This window comes from Microbacterium sp. WCS2018Hpa-23, assembly GCF_031843845.1.
In the GTDB taxonomy this organism is placed as follows: domain Bacteria; phylum Actinomycetota; class Actinomycetes; order Actinomycetales; family Microbacteriaceae; genus Microbacterium.
Genome location: NZ_JAVTIZ010000002.1, coordinates 379,322 through 395,629, shown reverse-complemented (window position 1 = coordinate 395,629; position 16,308 = coordinate 379,322). Strand labels below are relative to the sequence as shown.

General features: G+C 69.8%; 14 protein-coding genes. 8 read left to right on the top strand and 6 right to left on the bottom strand.

Going from position 1 to position 16,308, the window contains the following annotated elements; translation table 11 throughout:
* Position 1: 1 nt before the first annotated feature.
* Positions 2-709: an MBL fold metallo-hydrolase gene (locus tag RQG77_RS05450; RefSeq protein WP_311243798.1), complete on the bottom strand. Its 708-nt coding sequence runs from the start codon at positions 707-709 to the stop codon at positions 2-4.
* An 84-nt stretch (positions 710-793) separates the two neighbouring features.
* Between RQG77_RS05450 and RQG77_RS05445 the strand changes: the two genes are divergently transcribed.
* The gene (locus RQG77_RS05445; RefSeq protein WP_311243797.1) at positions 794-1,321 is read left to right on the top strand and encodes a WHG domain-containing protein; all 528 of its coding nucleotides are present in this window, start codon (positions 794-796) and stop codon (positions 1,319-1,321) included.
* Positions 1,322-1,331: 10 nt separating this feature from the next.
* Here RQG77_RS05445 and RQG77_RS05440 read toward each other — a convergent pair whose 3' ends face one another.
* The gene (locus tag RQG77_RS05440; protein WP_311243796.1) at positions 1,332-3,083 is read right to left on the bottom strand and encodes an ABC transporter ATP-binding protein; all 1,752 of its coding nucleotides are present in this window, start codon (positions 3,081-3,083) and stop codon (positions 1,332-1,334) included.
* Positions 3,080-4,696 carry an ABC transporter ATP-binding protein gene (locus tag RQG77_RS05435; protein ID WP_311243795.1) on the bottom strand — a complete coding sequence of 539 codons (1,617 nt, stop codon included), beginning with the start codon at positions 4,694-4,696 and terminating at the stop codon, positions 3,080-3,082. Before RQG77_RS05435 ends, RQG77_RS05440 begins: the two co-directional genes overlap by 4 nt.
* Before the next feature lie 282 nt (positions 4,697-4,978).
* On the opposite strand from RQG77_RS05435, the gene RQG77_RS05430 reads away from it, so the two are divergent.
* On the top strand, positions 4,979-6,034 hold the full coding sequence (locus RQG77_RS05430) for an alpha/beta hydrolase (RefSeq protein ID WP_311243794.1): 1,056 nt from the start codon (positions 4,979-4,981) through the stop codon (positions 6,032-6,034).
* A gap of 105 nt (positions 6,035-6,139) precedes the next feature.
* On the opposite strand, the gene RQG77_RS05425 is transcribed toward RQG77_RS05430, so the two are convergent.
* Both RQG77_RS05425 and RQG77_RS05420 read right to left on the bottom strand, forming a co-directional pair.
* Complete coding sequence (locus tag RQG77_RS05425) at positions 6,140-7,513, bottom strand: aminotransferase class V-fold PLP-dependent enzyme (protein WP_311243793.1); 1,374 nt, start codon at positions 7,511-7,513, stop codon at positions 6,140-6,142.
* 8 nt (positions 7,514-7,521) lie between these two features.
* A complete protein-coding gene (locus RQG77_RS05420) occupies positions 7,522-8,211 on the bottom strand; it encodes a TetR/AcrR family transcriptional regulator (protein ID WP_311243792.1) in 690 nt (229 codons plus the stop codon).
* A 92-nt stretch (positions 8,212-8,303) separates the two neighbouring features.
* On the opposite strand from RQG77_RS05420, the gene RQG77_RS05415 reads away from it, so the two are divergent.
* From RQG77_RS05415 to RQG77_RS05390, 6 genes are all read left to right on the top strand, one after another.
* Positions 8,304-9,344 carry an agmatine deiminase family protein gene (locus RQG77_RS05415; RefSeq protein ID WP_311243791.1) on the top strand — a complete coding sequence of 347 codons (1,041 nt, stop codon included), beginning with the start codon at positions 8,304-8,306 and terminating at the stop codon, positions 9,342-9,344.
* The gene (locus RQG77_RS05410; RefSeq protein ID WP_311243790.1) at positions 9,341-11,056 is read left to right on the top strand and encodes an amidase; all 1,716 of its coding nucleotides are present in this window, start codon (positions 9,341-9,343) and stop codon (positions 11,054-11,056) included. Before RQG77_RS05415 ends, RQG77_RS05410 begins: the two co-directional genes overlap by 4 nt.
* 89 nt (positions 11,057-11,145) lie before the next feature.
* Positions 11,146-12,000 carry a tryptophan 2,3-dioxygenase gene (locus RQG77_RS05405; RefSeq protein WP_056313088.1) on the top strand — a complete coding sequence of 285 codons (855 nt, stop codon included), beginning with the start codon at positions 11,146-11,148 and terminating at the stop codon, positions 11,998-12,000.
* Entirely contained in the window at positions 12,000-13,100 is a 1,101-nt protein-coding gene (locus RQG77_RS05400) for an amidohydrolase family protein (RefSeq protein ID WP_311243789.1), read from the top strand. The genes RQG77_RS05405 and RQG77_RS05400 overlap by 1 nt, the downstream gene beginning before the upstream one ends.
* Positions 13,097-14,350: an aminotransferase class V-fold PLP-dependent enzyme gene (locus RQG77_RS05395; RefSeq protein WP_311243788.1), complete on the top strand. Its 1,254-nt coding sequence runs from the start codon at positions 13,097-13,099 to the stop codon at positions 14,348-14,350. Before RQG77_RS05400 ends, RQG77_RS05395 begins: the two co-directional genes overlap by 4 nt.
* A complete protein-coding gene (locus RQG77_RS05390) occupies positions 14,340-15,284 on the top strand; it encodes a PaaX family transcriptional regulator C-terminal domain-containing protein (protein ID WP_311243787.1) in 945 nt (314 codons plus the stop codon). The genes RQG77_RS05395 and RQG77_RS05390 overlap by 11 nt, the downstream gene beginning before the upstream one ends.
* Here the strand turns inward: RQG77_RS05390 and RQG77_RS05385 are convergent.
* Positions 15,259-16,260, bottom strand: a complete 1,002-nt coding sequence (locus RQG77_RS05385; protein WP_056514482.1) for a LacI family DNA-binding transcriptional regulator — start codon at positions 16,258-16,260, stop codon at positions 15,259-15,261. The genes RQG77_RS05390 and RQG77_RS05385 overlap by 26 nt on opposite strands.
* Positions 16,261-16,308: the final 48 nt, after the last annotated feature.

The window sequence follows — 16,308 nt, the reverse complement described above, 5'->3', positions numbered from 1 at the left end:
CCTAGACCGCGCGCACGGCCGCGGCGATGTCGGCGGGCGACCCTTTCCACGGCGCTCCGTGCCCCGGCAGCACCCAGGACGCCGAGACATCTGCCAGCCTGTCGAGAGAGGCCAGCGCCCGTTCGGGCTCATCCGTGAACGGCGCAGGTTGAGCACCGACTCGCCCCGTCAGCACGTGTCGGGTGGTCAGGGCATCGCCGACGAAGACCGCATCCGCACCGGGAACGTGCACGGCGATGCTGCCGGGCGAATGCCCCGGCATCCCGATGACGACCGGGGATCCGGGCAGGTCGAGGACCCGCCCGTCCTCGACCTCCACGACCTCCGAGACAGGACGTGTGCGCAGCGCGTTCTTGCGCACCCCGTACGCGAGGAAGCCCAGCATCGGACCGATCCGGGCCGGCCCCATCGGAGTCTTCGGCTTCTCCCCCGTGCGCACCCGGTGCGCGTCGGCTGAGTGGATGAAGACCGGCACCCCTGTTTCGCTGCGCAGCCGCTCGGCGAACCCGATGTGGTCGCTGTCACCGTGGGTGAGGACGAGCCCTCGGATGTCGGACAGCGGGCGGCCGAGCTCTGCCAGCGTCCGCCGCAGGTCGTTCCAGTGCCCTGGTAGACCGGCGTCGACGAGCGTGATCCCCTCGGGCAGGTCGATCAGGTACGACGCGACGATGTCGTTGCCGAGTCGATGCAGGTGCGGGGCGAGCTTCATGACCGTTCCTTCCAGAGAATGATTGACGATGGCTACCTTACGTAGCTATCATGGCTACTGTCAATAGCCATGAAGGAGCTCAGGATGCCGACACCCGAACGAACCTCCCTGGTCGCGATCGTCGCCGCCGGCCGCGACATCCTCGAATCCGCCGGACCCGCGGGCCTCACGATGCAGGCGGTCGCAGAACGCGTGGGCGTGCGGGCACCGTCGCTCTACAAGCGGATCCGAGATCGTGACGCGCTGATGTCCGCGGTCGCGGAGGCATCTGCCGACGAGCTCACGAGTCGCCTCGAGAGCGCCGGCGACGAACTCGCCGCCCTTGCCGCCGTGTACCGCGGCTTCGCGCACGAGCATCCGGAGTCGTTCCGTCTGCTCTTCACCGCCGCAGCCCCCGAAGAGTCGCTGCACCGCACCTCCGCTCCGGTTCTGCGCGCCTGCGCCCACCTCGTCGGCCCCGAGCACGCACTGGACGCTGCCCGACTGTTCACCGCCTGGGCGACCGGGTTCCTGCAGATGGAGCTCGCCGGCGCCTTCCGTCTGGGCGGAGACGTGGATGAGGCGTTCGACTACGCGCTGGGCCGCATCATCGTCGGGCTGACCGCCGCCTGATCGCCGCCCGTCACCAGGCGGTCCACGCCTTCCACAGCTCGGCGTACGGACCAGCCGTCGTGACGAGATCGTCGTGGGTGCCGGACTGCACGACCTGCCCGTCGCTCATCACGAGGATCCTGTCGGCGGTCATGGCCTGACTCAGTCGGTGCGCGATCACGATGCCGGTGCGGTCGCCGATCGCACCCGACGATGCCTCGTCGAGCGCCTCCGAGTCCGCTGAGCCCGCCTCGGCCGTCGCCTCGTCGAGGATCACGACGGATGCCTCCGACAGCGCCACCCGCACGAGGGCGAGGTGCTGGGACTTCCCCGGCGTGAGCGGATGCCCCGCCTCACCGATCTCGGTGTCGAGACCCTCGGGCAGCCGCAGGATCCACTCCGCACCGAGCTGCGTGATCACGGCCCGCATCCGCTCGTCGTCGGCATCGCTGAACAGCGCGAGGTCGTCTCGGACGGTGCCGGCGAAGACGTGCGGCTCCTGGCTGAGCATCACGACGGCATCGCGCAGGTCATGCGGATGCCAGCGCTCGATGCCGAACCCATCGTGGCGCACGACTCCCTCGCCCACCGGGAGTGCGCCTGCGAGCACGCGGGCGAGCGTCGTCTTGCCTGCGCCGCTCGCCCCCACGATCGCGATCCTCTCGCCCGGCGCGATCGACAGCGAGACCGCGTCGAGGTCGCGTCGGTCGGGGCGGTGGGCGAAGCCGAGCCGGTCGACCTCGATCGCACCCCGGCGCGCCACCGCGGCCTCGGACTGCAGATCGCCCTCCTCACGAGGCCCCGGCGACGGCATGCCGATGACGCCGAACAGACGGGCAAGGCTGGCTCCGGCATCCTGCAGCTCGTCGATGCGGAACAGCACCGCCCCCATCGGTCCGAACAGCCCGAGGAAGTACAGCGATGCGGCTGTCGCCGCGCCCAGCTCGATCTGCCCGCCGGTCACCAGCAGATACCCGACCACGAGCACGGCCGAGAGCCCCACGAGCTCGGCGCCGTTCAGGAACACGTTGAAGTCGTTGCGCACCCTGGTGGCTCGCACCTCGAGCGCGATGGCCTGCTCACTCGCTTCGCCGATGCGCTCGAGGTGCCGCTCCTCGGCGCGCAGAGCGCGGACGGTGTCGACTCCCCGCACGGCCTCGATCGTGCGCTGACCGCGCTCGGCCACGACGACACGGTGCTCGCGGTAGACCGGCGCCGAACGCCGCAGGAACCAGCGGAGCGCGAACACCTGGATGGGAGCTGCGACCAGGGCGGCGAGCGCGAACCGCCAGTCCATCAGTCCCATCCCGAGCAGGCTCAACAGGATGCTGAAGAGCGCTGAGAGGAACGCAGGGAGCGCCTCTTCGACGACCTGCCCGACCGCACGCACATCCCCCGAGAGCCGCGCGACCAGGTCGCCGGTGCCCGCGGCCTCGATGCGCGCCGTCGGCTGCGCGAGCGCCGTGCGGAACGCCGCCTCGCGGACCTCACGGATCGTGCCCTGTCCGAGTCGCGCGAGCAGCACGCGACCCGTCCAGGTCAATCCGGCTCCGGCCGCGATCGACGCGGTCAATGCCAGCCCGAACGGCAGCATCGATGCGCCTCCGGCCACGATGTCGTCGACCATCAGGCCGATGATCCACGGCGCCACGAGAGCGGCGCCGACTCCCGCGCACAGGGTCAGGACCGCGAACACGGCGAGTGCACGTCGATGGCCGAGTGCGGCGAGCAGACCGCGGGCCGTGTCTCGACGCGTCGCGATGGGCAGCTTCTGGTCGCTCACGCGCTCGCTCCCCTCAGGTCGTGGACGCGGTGACAGCTCGACAGCAGGGAGGCCCGGTCGGTGAGCAGCACGATCGTGCGGCCCTCCGCCGCGAGCCCCGCGGCCACCTGCGCCTCGGTGATCGGGTCGATCGCGGTGGTCGGCTCGTGCAGCACGATCAGCCGCTGCGGCTGATGCAGAGCTCGGGCGAGCAGAAGACGCTGACGTTGACCGCCCGAGAGTCGCAGCCCGCGCTCCCCCACCTTCTCGTCGAGTCCGTCGGGGAGTCGATGCAGAACCTCGTCGAAGGCTGCGGCGTCGAGGTGCGCGTGATCGATCCGCGCCGAGATGTTCTCGGCCGCGGTTCCGGTGAACACGGCGGCATCGTGCGGTGGGGCGAAGACCTCGATGCGCAGACCGTCGTGACCGAGGCGGGTCGCATCGATGTCGCCGATCACGAGCTCGCCCACCGCGGGCGTGCGGAGCCCACCGAAGAGACGGGCGAGATCCACGATCCGATCGGGATCTGCACGGATGCCGGTCACCTGGCCGTGCGCGATGTCGATGGTCGTTCCCTCGACCGCCAGGCGGGCCACGATCGCGGAATCGCCGCGGGTCGGTGTGCCTTCCGCCACCACCGTCTCGCCGATCACGGAAGCCGGCGTCGCGACGGCATCCGTCACCGCGCCCGCCTCCGCCGAGAACTCCGCGATGCGGGTCGCCGATCCGTGCTTCGAGGCGATCTGCGCGGGCAGGTATCCGAGTGCTTGCAGGGGGCCGCGGATGGTCTGGGCCAGACCCATCGCGGTGACGAATCCGCCGATCGTGATGACGCCGTCGAGCGCCAGCCAGCCACCGAGCACAGCGATGCCGGTGAAGGCGAGGCCGCTGATGAGCAGGTTCAGCGCAGTGAGACCCGCCGCGGCCTTCTCGGCGCGATACGCGGCCTCGGCGGCGACGGCGCTCTCGGTGACGTAGCGATCGGCCGCCCGCGACGCGCCACCGAGTGCGCCGAGAACGCGCAGGCCGGCGGCGAAGTCGGTGCTGACCGCATCCAGTCGTGCGGCCTGCTTCTGTGCCTCGTACCCTCGGCGTCGCAGCCCGCCGCTCACCAGATGCACGAGCAGGGCCTGAACGAGCGTGCCGATCACGACGGCGACGGCGAGCGGCCAGGCGATCACGAGCAGGGTGATGCAGGCGACGAGCACGGCGGTTGCGGCGGCTGCCTGCTCGGCGATGACCCAGAAGAAGCCGGCCGTCTCACTCGCATCCGAGGAGGAGATCGTGAGCACCTCGCCGGCGGGCCGACGGGTGCGACGGCGGAGCGCGAGGCCGAGGATGCCCTGACGCAGGACATGCTCACCCTGCGCATAGACCTTGGTGCCCGCGCGGTCGCCGACCTGCCACGAGACGATGAGCACAGCGAACACCGCGACGAGGAGCGCCAGCGCCCACCCGAGAGCCACCGGGTCACCCGGCGCGATCGCGCGATCGATCACGACGCCGACAGCCACCGGGACCATCACCTCGGCGAGCTGATGCCCGCAGAATCCGGCGATCGAGACGGCGGCGCGTGCCCGACGGCCTCGCCCCCAGACGCCCTCGCGGAAGACCCCTCCGACGGTCGTGGTCACCGGAGCCTCGCCGTTCTCCGGTGATCGGTGCCCGTATGGGGCGCACGGAACCGGGGGCGCGCGGAGACAGGGCGCGCAGAGATGGAGCGCGCCGAAGCGAAGCGCGCAGAGGCGAAGGGGGACATCGGGGACTCCAGAGACGTTCGAGGGGTCACGCGTGATTGCGGTGAGCACCCAGATTCAACATAAGCGCATGCGATGTCGCGCAGCGGACGAGCTGTGCCGGGCCTACGCCGAATCTCACCGGAATACTGCCAAGATGATGCGCGGAGAGGGGTTTCCGTGACCACCAGTGCGCCCGAAGTCGAGTCCGTCCGCCCGAAGAAGGCCCGTCGGCCGTGGCACCGGACGAAGGTCGCTCTCGCGCTGATCCTCGCCGTCACCGCGGTGATCGCCATCATCGGAGCGCTCACCCCCTGGCCCTCCGCCATGCTGATCCGCGCCGTGTTCACGAAGGGCGGCGACGAGACCGCCGCCGAGATGGACAAGCACGTGCCCGACACGAAGCTCACCGAGCAGCTCGATGTCGCCTACGCCGACGGCGGCGCCGACACCACGATGGACGTCTTCACACCGGCATCCGCCTCCGGCCCGCTGCCGACGGTCGTCTGGATCCACGGCGGCGCCTGGATCTCGGGATCGAAGGAGAACGTCGACCCGTACATGCGCATCCTCGCCGCCGAGGGCTACACGACCATCGCGGTCAACTACACGATCGGCCCGGAGGGCGTGTATCCGCTCGCCGTGCACCAGCTCAACGACGCGCTCGCCTACATCGACGAGCATGCCGACGAGCTCGGCGTCGACCCGAACCAGATCGTGCTCGCCGGGGACTCGGCCGGTGGCCAGCTCGCCAGCCAGATGGCGACGCTCATGACGAGTCCCGACTACGCCGAGATCCTGGACATCACTCCCGCGCTGACGAAGGACCAGGTCGTGGCGACCGTGCTGAACTGCGGCGTCTACGACCTCGCCGCCCTCGCAGCTCTCGACGGAGTGGTCGGCTGGGGCCTCAAGACCTCGATGTGGGCGTATGCGGGAACCAAGACGTGGGCGGAGGACTCGACGGGCTCCACGATGTCGACGATCGACTGGGTCACCGAGGACTTCCCGACGACCTACATCTCGGGCGGCAACGGCGACGGACTCACCTGGCTGCAGTCGATCCCCATGGCGAAGCGTCTCGACGAGCTCGGGGTGGATGTGACGACCCTGTTCTGGCCCGCGCCTCACGAGCCGGCGCTGCCCCACGAGTACCAGTTCCACCTCGACATGCCCGACGCGCAGACAGCCCTGCAGAAGACGATCGACTTCCTGAACGCGCACACCACGCGCTGAGCGCGGCTTGACGGCCCGATCTGCGGATGTCGTCCCATGTGATGGCCGAACTGCGGAGATCCGTCCGCTGTTCGGGACCGGGTCCGCAGATCGGGCGCGGCCGGCCTACTTCATCGTGTCGAGGATGCCGACGAGGTCGTCGAAGGTCGTGAGCGGGTTGAGGATCGCGAACCGCGTGTTCGGACGACCGCGGTGCGAGCTCGGAACGACGAACGCCCGCTGCGAGTCGAGCAGCTCGTCGGACCACCGGTCGTAGTCCTCGCGCTCCCACCCCTCGCGTTCGAAGACGACGACCGAGAGCTGAGGATCCCGCACGAGTCGCAGCTCGGGGCGGGCGGCGATCTCGGCGGCGATCGTCTTCGTGAGCGTGAGCGTCGCACTCACGGCCTCGCGATAGGCGGTCACGCCGTAGGTCGCGAGGGAGAACCAGAGCGGCAGCCCGCGAGGGCGCCGAGTCAACTGGATCGAGTAGTCCGACGGGCTGAAGTCTCCTGCGTCGGTGAGGGTGTCGAGGTACTCGGCGTGCTGCGTGTGCGCACGGCGGCCCGCATCGGGGTCGCGGTAGATCAGCGCACAGCAGTCGAACGGCGCGAACAGCCACTTGTGCGGGTCGACGATGACCGAGTCGGCGCGCTCCACTCCCGCGAAGATGCTCCGAGCCTCGGGCGCGAGCATCGCGGTGAGGCCGTAGGCCCCGTCGATGTGCAGCCAGAAGTCGAACTCGTCCTTGAGCGCGGCGATGCCGGCGATGTCGTCGACGATTCCGAAGTTCGTGGATCCGCCGGTCGCCACGACAGCGCAGATCTCGTCGCCGTGCACGCTCAGCGCCGCGCGCACGGCATCGGCGCGCAGCACGCCGTCGTCACCTGCGGGCACGAGCAGTACGTCGGCATCCATGACCTTCGCGGCCGACTTGTTCGAGGAGTGCGCCTCGACGCTGCACACGATCTTCCAGCGGCGGGGCAGCTCTTTTCCGGCGTCGAGCAGCTTCGCCTTCGCGGCCTCGCGAGCGGCGACCAGCGCCGACAGGTTGCCGATCGTGCCGCCCTGCACGAACACTCCCCCTGCCGTGTCGGGGAGGCCGAACTCGGAGGCGAGGAACGAGAGCACCTCGTTCTCGGCGTGGACGGCGCCGGCTCCCTCGAGCCAGCTTCCGCCGTAGAGACCGGATGCCGAGACCACGAGGTCGAAGGCGATCGATGCGATCGTCGGCGCGGTGGGGATGAACGACAGATACGACGGGTGGCTCGTCGTCAGGCACGCGGGGGCGAGGATGTGCTCGAACACGCTCAGCGCGCGCTGCGAGCCGAGCCCGGCATCCGTGATCGTCGTGCCGACCAGCCTGTCGAGCTCGGCCGGGGTCTGCGGCTTGTCGAGCGGCACGTCGGCCGCGAGCATCCGTCGTCGCGAGTAATCGAGCACGGCGTCGACGATGGCCGTCGATTCGGCCGAGGCCGCGTGCATGCGTTCTGCTCCCATGTGCTGTCCTAACTGTGGTTCTCTGCGAGCGATGTCGCTGCGAGCGATGCCGTCTCGAGCGGATGGGGGGTGGCCGGAGCCTCGACGGGCACGTCGAGCACCGCCGAGAGCGTACGGCGGGCGAGGTCGGCTCGGTCGCGTGGCGCCCAGTGCACCAGCGAGTGCGCGCTCATGCCGTCGACCATGGCCAGCAGCATCCACGCCGATGATGCGGGGTCTATCGCCGATGCCGCGTGCACCCGGTCTTCGGCGATGGCGCGGGCGATGAGGTCTTCGAGGGCGCTGTGCCAGAGGTCCATCTCGGCCCGCACCCGCGCGCCGAGAGCCTCGTTGCGCGCTCCCAGCGCCCACGACTGCACCCAGACCATGGCGACGTCGTCGCGCGAGTCGTCGAGCAGCGTCTCGATGAGTCGCAGCAGGTTCGCGCGCAGGTCGACGGCGTCGTCGTATGCGGCGATGACCTCGTCGCGCTCGGCGGACACGATCGCGGTGAACACCTCGGCGACGAACGACTCCATCACGGGCCGGTAGTGCGCGACGAGGGCGGGAGTCACGCCCACTCGGGCGGCGACGGCACGCACCGTCAGGGCTTCGAGCCCGCTCTCGGAGGCCAGCGCCACGGCACCGTCGAGGATCGAGCGCTCACGCTCCTCGGGCGGCAGCCGGCGAGGTGCGGCAGCTCTTGACGTCGTCTTCATCACGGGCTACCGTATCACCCGTTGGACACGTGTTCAATAGCGATCACGATTCCTCATCCGCGAGGTCGAGATCAGCAGCGAGGGAGACAATCATGGCCTGGCACATGCCCGCCGAGACCGCACCGCACGACCGCACCTGGATGGCGTTCCCCGCCGAGGGGCCGACTCTGGGCGAGACCTCCGCCGAGCGCGAAGAGGGCTATGCCACCTGGACGGCCGTCGCCCACGCGGTCGCCGAGTTCGAGCCGGTCACGATGATCGTCGATCCGGCCGAGCTCTCCCGCGCCCGACGGATGCTGGGCAGTGGCATCGACATCGTCGAGGCGCCCGTCGATGAATTCTGGATGCGCGACTCCGGCCCCACCTTCGTGATCGACGACCACCGCCCCGGCGTTCTCGGCGCCGTCGACTGGATCTTCAACGGCTGGGGTGCCCCCGCCTGGGCGCAGTGGCAGAAGGCGGCGCAGCACGCGCGCATCATCGCCGGTGCGGTCGGCGCAGAGCTCGTGAGCTCGACGCTCGTCAACGAGGGCGGCGGCATCCATGTCGACGGCGAGGGCACCGTGCTGCTCACCGACACCGTGCAGCTCGATCCCCGTCGCAATCCGTTCGCCGACAGGCAGCGCGTCGAGGCCGAGATGGCCCGCACGATCGGCGCGACCACGGCCGTGTGGCTGCCCCGCGGACTCACCCGCGACTACGACGACTTCGGCACGAACGGGCACGTCGACATCGTGGCCACCCTCGTCTCGCCCGGCCGACTGCTGCTCCACGACCAGCCGAACCCCGACCATCCCGACCACGTCGTGACCCGCGAGCTGCGCGCGCACCTCGCACAGCAGACGGATGCCGCCGGCCGCCGGTTCGAGATCATCGACCTGCCCGCACCGACGACACTGCGCGACGACGAGGGCTTCGTCGACTGGAGCTACGTCAACCACCTGGTCACGAACGACGGCGTCGTCGCCTGCGGCTTCGGTGACGAGCAGGCCGACGCCACGGCGAGAGAGATCCTCGCCGATGCATATCCGGGTCGCCGCGTCGTCACAGTCGACGCCCGTCCGCTGTTCGACCGCGGCGGCGGCATCCACTGCATCACCCAGCAGCAGCCGAGCGTGGCAGTGCACTCATGATCGACGTCGTCGAAGCCTCCATCGCCGACCTGCGGCGAGCGCTCGAGACCGGTGCAGCCACCGCGGTCGAACTCGTCGACGCCTACCTCGCGCGCATCGCCGCCTACGACGGGCCCGACACCGCGACGGCTCTGAACGCCGTCGTCGTCAGGAATGCCGATGCACACGTCGAGGCCGCGGCATCCGACGCCCGTCGGGCACGCGGCGTGGCACTCGGCCCGCTCGACGGCATCCCGTACACGGCGAAGGACAGCTACCTGGTGCGCGGGCTCACGGCTGCCGCCGGCAGCCCCGCGTTCGCCGACCTCATCGCGCAGCGCGACGCGTTCACGATCGAGCGCCTGCGTGCGGGTGGCGCGATCTGCCTCGGGCTGACGAACATGCCCCCGATGGCCAACGGCGGCATGCAGCGCGGTGTCTACGGCCGCGCCGAGAGCCCCTACAGCGCCCAGTTCCTCACCGCACCCTTCGCGTCCGGATCGTCGAACGGCTCGGGCACCGCCACTGCGGCGAGCTTCGCGGCATTCGGCCTGGGCGAAGAGACGTGGTCGAGCGGTCGTGGCCCTGCGACCAACAACGCCCTCTGCGCCTACACGCCGTCGCGCGGCGTGATCTCGACCCGCGGCAACTGGCCGCTCGTGCCGACCATGGACGTCGTCGTGCCGCACGCCCGCACGATGGCCGATCTGTTCGAGATCCTCGATGTGATCGTCGCCGACGATGCCGAGGTGCGCGGCGACTTCTGGCGCGCGCAGCCCTGGGTGACGCTGCCCGTGTCGTCCGAGGTGCGCCCGGCGTCGTACACCGCCCTGGCCGACGGCGCGGGGACAGCTCTCCGAGGCGCGCGCATCGGCATCCCCCGCATGTACATCAACGCCGATCCCGATGCCGGCACGGCCGACGAGCCCGGAATCGGCGGCCCCACGGGGCAGCGCATCGAGACCCGTGCCTCGGTGATCGCTCGCTGGAAAGCCGCACGCCGCGACCTCGAGGCCGCGGGTGCGACGGTGGTCGAGGTCGACTTCCCCGTGGTGTCGAACTACGAGGGCGACCGACCCGGTGCACCAACGATCGCGACGCGCGGACTCGTGTCTCCGGAGTATCTGCGGCGCGAGATCGTCGACCTGTCAGCGTGGGGCTGGGAGGACTTCCTCCAGGCGAACGATGACCCGCAGCTGCACTCGCTCGCGGAGGTCGACGGAGCGTCGATCTTCCCGCATCCCGAAGGAGCACTCCCCGACCGCTACACCGGATTTGAAGACGACATCGCCGAGTATCCGGGCTGGGTGCGCGACAACCCGGGCGTCGGATTCGAGGACATGGCCGAGCTCCCCGCCGGACTGCGCGGACTCGAAGAGACCCGTCGCATCGACCTCGAGGAGTGGATGGACGAGAACGAGCTCGATGCCGTCGTCTTCCCCGCCGTCGCCGACGTGGGGCCCGCCGACATGGACGTGAACCACGCGTCCGCCGATCTCGGCTGGCGCAACGGCACCTGGATCGCCAACGGCAACCTGACCGTGCGCCACCTCGGCATCCCGACCGTCACGGTGCCGATGGGCCTCATGGTCGACATCGGCATGCCGGTCGGCTTGACCTTCGCCGGCCGCGCCTACGACGACTCCGCGCTGCTGCGCCTCGCCGCGGCGTTCGAGGCGACGGGAGAGGCCGGAGAGCGTCGCACCGCTCCCCCACGCACGCCCAGGCTGTGACGCAGCGAGCTTCACAGGACATTTCACTATTGTGACGCTCGCCACGATTGTTATATGTTTAGCCTGTCCGTCACGACAGGAAGCGCCCCATGAGCACCGAGAACAACGAGCGCGAGCTCGAGGCCGGCATCGTCACCGATCTGTCCGGACGCATGACCTACGGGTCGTACCTGTCGCTCGACCAGCTGCTCACCGCGCAGAATCCCGTCAGCGTTCCCGAGCACCACGATGAGCTGCTGTTCATCATCCAGCACCAGACCACCGAGCTCTGGCTCAAGCAACTGCTGCACGAGCTGTCCTCCGCGCGAGAGCTTCTCGCGAGCGACGACCTGCGCGAAGCGCTGAAGCGCGTCGCGCGCGTCAAGCGCATCCAGGACGTCATGACGCAGCAATGGGCGATCCTCGCGACGCTCACCCCCACCGAGTACGCGCAGTTCCGCGGTGCGCTCGGCAACTCGTCGGGCTTCCAATCGGTGCAGTACCGTGCGGTCGAGTTCGCCCTCGGTAACAAGAACGAGAAGATGCTGAGCGTCTTCAGCGACCACCCCGCCAACCTCGCGCTGCTCACCGCCGAGTGGCACAAGCCCACCCTCTACGACGAGTTCCTGCGCTACGCCTCTCGCCGCGGCCTGCCGATCCCTGCCGAGATCCTCGACCGCGACGTGCGCCTCCCCTACCGCGAGACGCCCGAGCTGGTGCCCGCGATCCGTGAGATCTACCAGAACCACCAGCAGCACTGGGACCTCTACGAAGCCTGCGAAGATCTGGTCGACCTCGAGGACAACTTCCAGTTCTGGCGCTTCCGCCATCTCAAGACCGTCGCCCGCACGATCGGCATGAAGGTCGGCACCGGCGGCTCGAGCGGAGTCGGGTTCCTGCAGCGCGCCCTCGACCTGACATTCTTCCCCGAGCTCTACACCGTGCGCACCGAGATCGGCGGCTGATGCACGCGGCGACCTTCTTCGACGGCGAAGGATGGCGCGACGGCATCCTCGAGCTCGTCGACGGACGGATGCTGCTGAGCGACGCGACACCCGCGCACGATCTGCCGCGCCTCGACGGCGTGATCGTCGGCGGCTTCACCGACCACCACGTGCACCTGCAGTTGGTCGACCGCACTCTGCTGCACGGGTCAGCGCTCGGTCGCGTCATCGATCTGGGCGCGAACCCGACGGTGATCGCCGCATACGCCGACGCGGCACGTTTCGTCTCGGTCGCTGGCGCTCCCTCGCTCAACGAACGACAGGATGCCGCACCCCGGCCGCACAACCAACAGCACGACACCGTACCCCGGTCGTTGAGCGAGCGAAGCCAGACGAAACGCCCGCACCCCGTCGCGGTCGAGTTCGCCGGCGCATTCCTCACCCCGGTCGGCGGCTACCCGAGCGACCGCGACTGGGCACCGGAAGGGTCCTTCCGCGAGATCGCAGCCAGCGCAGCCGCCGACAGCGCTGTCGCAGAGATGGCGGATGCCGGAGCATCCTGCATCAAGGTCGCCAGCAACGCCGATGCCGGGCCCGTCTTCACCGACGACCTGTTCCGCGCGATCGTCGACGCCGCCTCCGCCCGTGGGCTCCCCGTCGTCGCCCACGCCCAGGGCAGCGGTGAGGCCCAGCGCGTCGCGCGCCTCGGTGCCGCCCGACTGGCACATGCCCCGTTCACGGAACGCCTCGAGGACGCCGAGATCGCCACGCAGGCCGCATCCGTCGCCTGGATCTCGACCCTGTCGATCCACGACGGCGGCACCCCCGACGAGCGCGACACGCTCGCCACGGTTGTCGACAATGTCCGGCGCTTCCACGCGGCAGGCGGCACCGTGCTCTACGGCACCGACATGGGCAACGGCCCGACGCCGGTCGGCCTGAACCCGAACGAGCTCGCCGCACTCCGAGACGCCGGGATCACGGGCACCGCTCTGCTCCGCGCCCTCGCGCCGCAGGATCCCCGCGACACCGAATCCACGCTCTTCCGGCTCCCCGGCACCGACGCCGACCCGGCACTCGCCCGCCCGCTGACCAGCGCAGATCTGAAGGCAATGACATGACCGACACCCGCGACTCCACCCGCATCGACTCCGCTCTGTTCGAGGCCGCCCACGCGCTCGACGCCGCCGACCCACTCCGCGCTCACCTCGACGCGTTCGCCGATGCACCAGGCGTCGGCGCCTATCTCGACGGCAATTCGCTCGGCCGTCCGCTGCGCGACATCCCCGAGAAGCTCGCCGCATTCGTGCGTGATGACTGGGGCACCCGGCTGATCCGCTCGTGGGACGAGCAGTGGATGGCGCTGCCGATGGAGCTCGGCGATCGCATCGCCGACCTCACTCTCGGCGCGGCCGCCGGTCAGACCGTCGTCGCCGACTCGACGAGCGTGCTGATCTACAAGCTGATGCGCGCCGCGGCGACCGCCGATGCGTCGCGCACCGAGCTGGTGATCGAGGCGGGCAACTTCCCGACCGACCGGTTCATGGCCGAGGGCGTGGCCGCCGAGACCGGCATGACCGTGCGCTGGATCGAACCCGACCCGGTGCTCGGCGTGCAGATCGCCGATGTGATCGCCGCGATCTCCGAGAAGACGGCCCTCGTCTCGCTCAGCCATGTCGATTACCGCTCCGGCGCCCTGGCCGACATGCCGGGGATCACGGATGCCGTGCACGAGGTCGGCGCCCTCATGATGTGGGACCTCTGCCATTCGGCGGGGATCATCCCGATGCAGCTCGACGCCTGGGGTGTCGACATGGCGGTCGGATGCACATACAAGTACCTGAACGGCGGCCCCGGCTCCCCCGCGTTCGCGTATCTGCGGCGCGAGCACCAGGGCGTGCTTCGCCAACCGATCCAGGGCTGGTGGAGTGCCGCCGACATCTTCGCGATGGGGCCCGAGTACGTTCCCGCGGGCGACATCCGCCAGCTCCTCAGCGGCACCCCGCCCATCACCTCGATGGTCGCCATGCAGGGGATGCTCGACCTGATCGAGCAGGCGTCGATCGAGGGAGTACGGGCCAAGGCCATCTCGCTCACCGACTTCGCCGTCCGCGCGTACGACGAGCTGCTCGCCCCGCTCGAGGTGCGACTGCTGAGTCCGCGCGACGCCGACCTCCGCGGAGGTCACGTGACGATCGGGCACCCGGACTTCCGCGCCGTGACGCAGAGGCTGTGGGCCGACGGGATCATCCCCGACTTCCGCTTCCCCGACGGCATCCGCCTGGGGCTCTCGCCGCTCAGCACCTCGCATGCCGAGACGCTCACCGGCGTGCTCGCGGTGCGCGATGCGCTGGAGTCGCATGATCGCTGACACCGCCGCATCCCCGTCGACCGCGACTGCGACCGTGACCGCCGCACCCAACGCCGCACCGGACATCGTCGCCGGGCCCGTGCTCGACGACATCGACGCGCGTCCTGGCAGCACTGCATCCCTCCTCCGCACGATCGTCGGCCTGTACCTGCGTCCGCTCGGCGGATGGATCTCGGCGGCCGATCTCGTGGCTCTCGCGGACGACCTCGGGATCCCCGCCGCCCAGGCCCGCACCGGAATCACCCGCCTCAAGCAGAAGGGCCTGCTGCTCGCCGAGCGCAGGCACGCGATCGGGTATCGGCTGAACCCGAATGCCACCACGATGCTCGAACGGGGCGATCGGCGGATCTTCGAGATGCGCGAGATGACGGATGCCGACAGCTGGTGCCTCATCTCGTTCTCGATCCCCGAGAGCGCACGCAGCATCCGCCACCAGCTGCGACGCCGACTGCAGTGGATCGGCGCGGGCGTCGTGTCGCCCGCGCTGTGGATCTGCCCCGGCCACCTGCAGCGTGAGGTGCAGGAGATCGTCGACGAACTCGACGCGAGCGAGTGGGTGACTCTGTTCCAGGCCGGCACCCCGACGACGGTGCGCACACTGCCCGAGGCTGCCGCCGACTGGTGGGATCTCGAGTCGCTGCGCGCCGAGCACATCGAGTTCCAGACCTCGCTCGCGACTCTGCCGGCCGCACCGTTCGCCGCCTATGTGCAGCTGCTCGACCGCTGGCGCGTTCTGCCCTACGTCGATCCGGGGCTGCCGCCGTCGATGCTGCCGGCCGAATGGCCGGGTCGGCGCAGCGTCGCCGAGTTCCAGAGACTGTCGACGGAGTTGTCGGATGCCGCGTGGCAGCGCGTGCTCGACGTCACCGGGGCATCTGCGCGCAGTGCCCGCGCTGCCGGCGCCGAGGTCACCGAGGTGGGGCCGCCGTCGTAGCCCTCACGACGAGCCGGGTCGGCAGGATCACATGCATCTCGTCGACCTCCCGGCCGGAGAGCAACGTGAAGACCATCTCTGCCGCGACCGCCCCGAGCCGGCGCATCGGCTGCTGGATGGTCGTGAGCGGCAGAGCGCGACGCGTGGCCTCAGGCACATCGTCGAAGCCGACGACCGAGAGATCCGCGGGCACCCGCAGGCCGAGCTGGTGGGCGACGTCGATCACCGCGATCGCCGAGAGGTCGTTCGCGGCGAACACCGCGGTCGGACGCGAGTCGGAGCTCAGCATGACCCTGGCGGAGTCGCGGGTCGCCTCCAGTTCGTAGCGTCCGATGCCGATCAGGGACGGATCGAGCGGGATCCCCGCGTCGGCGAGAGCGCGCCGGTAGCCGGCGTCGCGCAGCCCCGCCGATCGCAGATCGGGGCGTCCGGCGAGGAATCCGATGCGACGGTGCCCGAGCTCGATCAGGTGCCTGGTGGCCGCGAGCGCACCCCCGAAGCTGTCGGACTCGACGGTCGGCAGGTCTGCCCGACCGGTGTGCGGGTCGACGGCGACGACGGGAATCTCGGTGCCCGCGCTCACGACGGTGGGGGTCACCATGATCGCCGCGTCGATCAGCGTGCCCGACAGGCGGCTGAGCGACCTGCGCTCCCATCCGTCGCTCGCGCCGTGGTGCGAACCGGCATACGCGAGGAGGTCGAAGCCCATGTCGTGCATGGCCGTGCCGACGCCCTTGAGGATCTCGGCGCTGAACGGCTCGAAGTCGGCGAGGAGCACCCCGATCACCCCGGTGCGCCGCGCGCGCATGCTGCTCGCGACGAGGCTCGATTCGTATCCGAGCTCCTTGACGGCGTCCAGCACGCGCTGCACCGTGGCATCCGCGATCCCGTATCTTCCGTTGACCGCCTTCGAGACGGTCGACACCGAGACTCCGGCCGCGTTCGCGACATCGTGGATCGTCGTTCGAGCCCCCATGAGACGCCAGCGTAGCGGGGCTCGAACCCGGATGGAAACTGTTTTCGA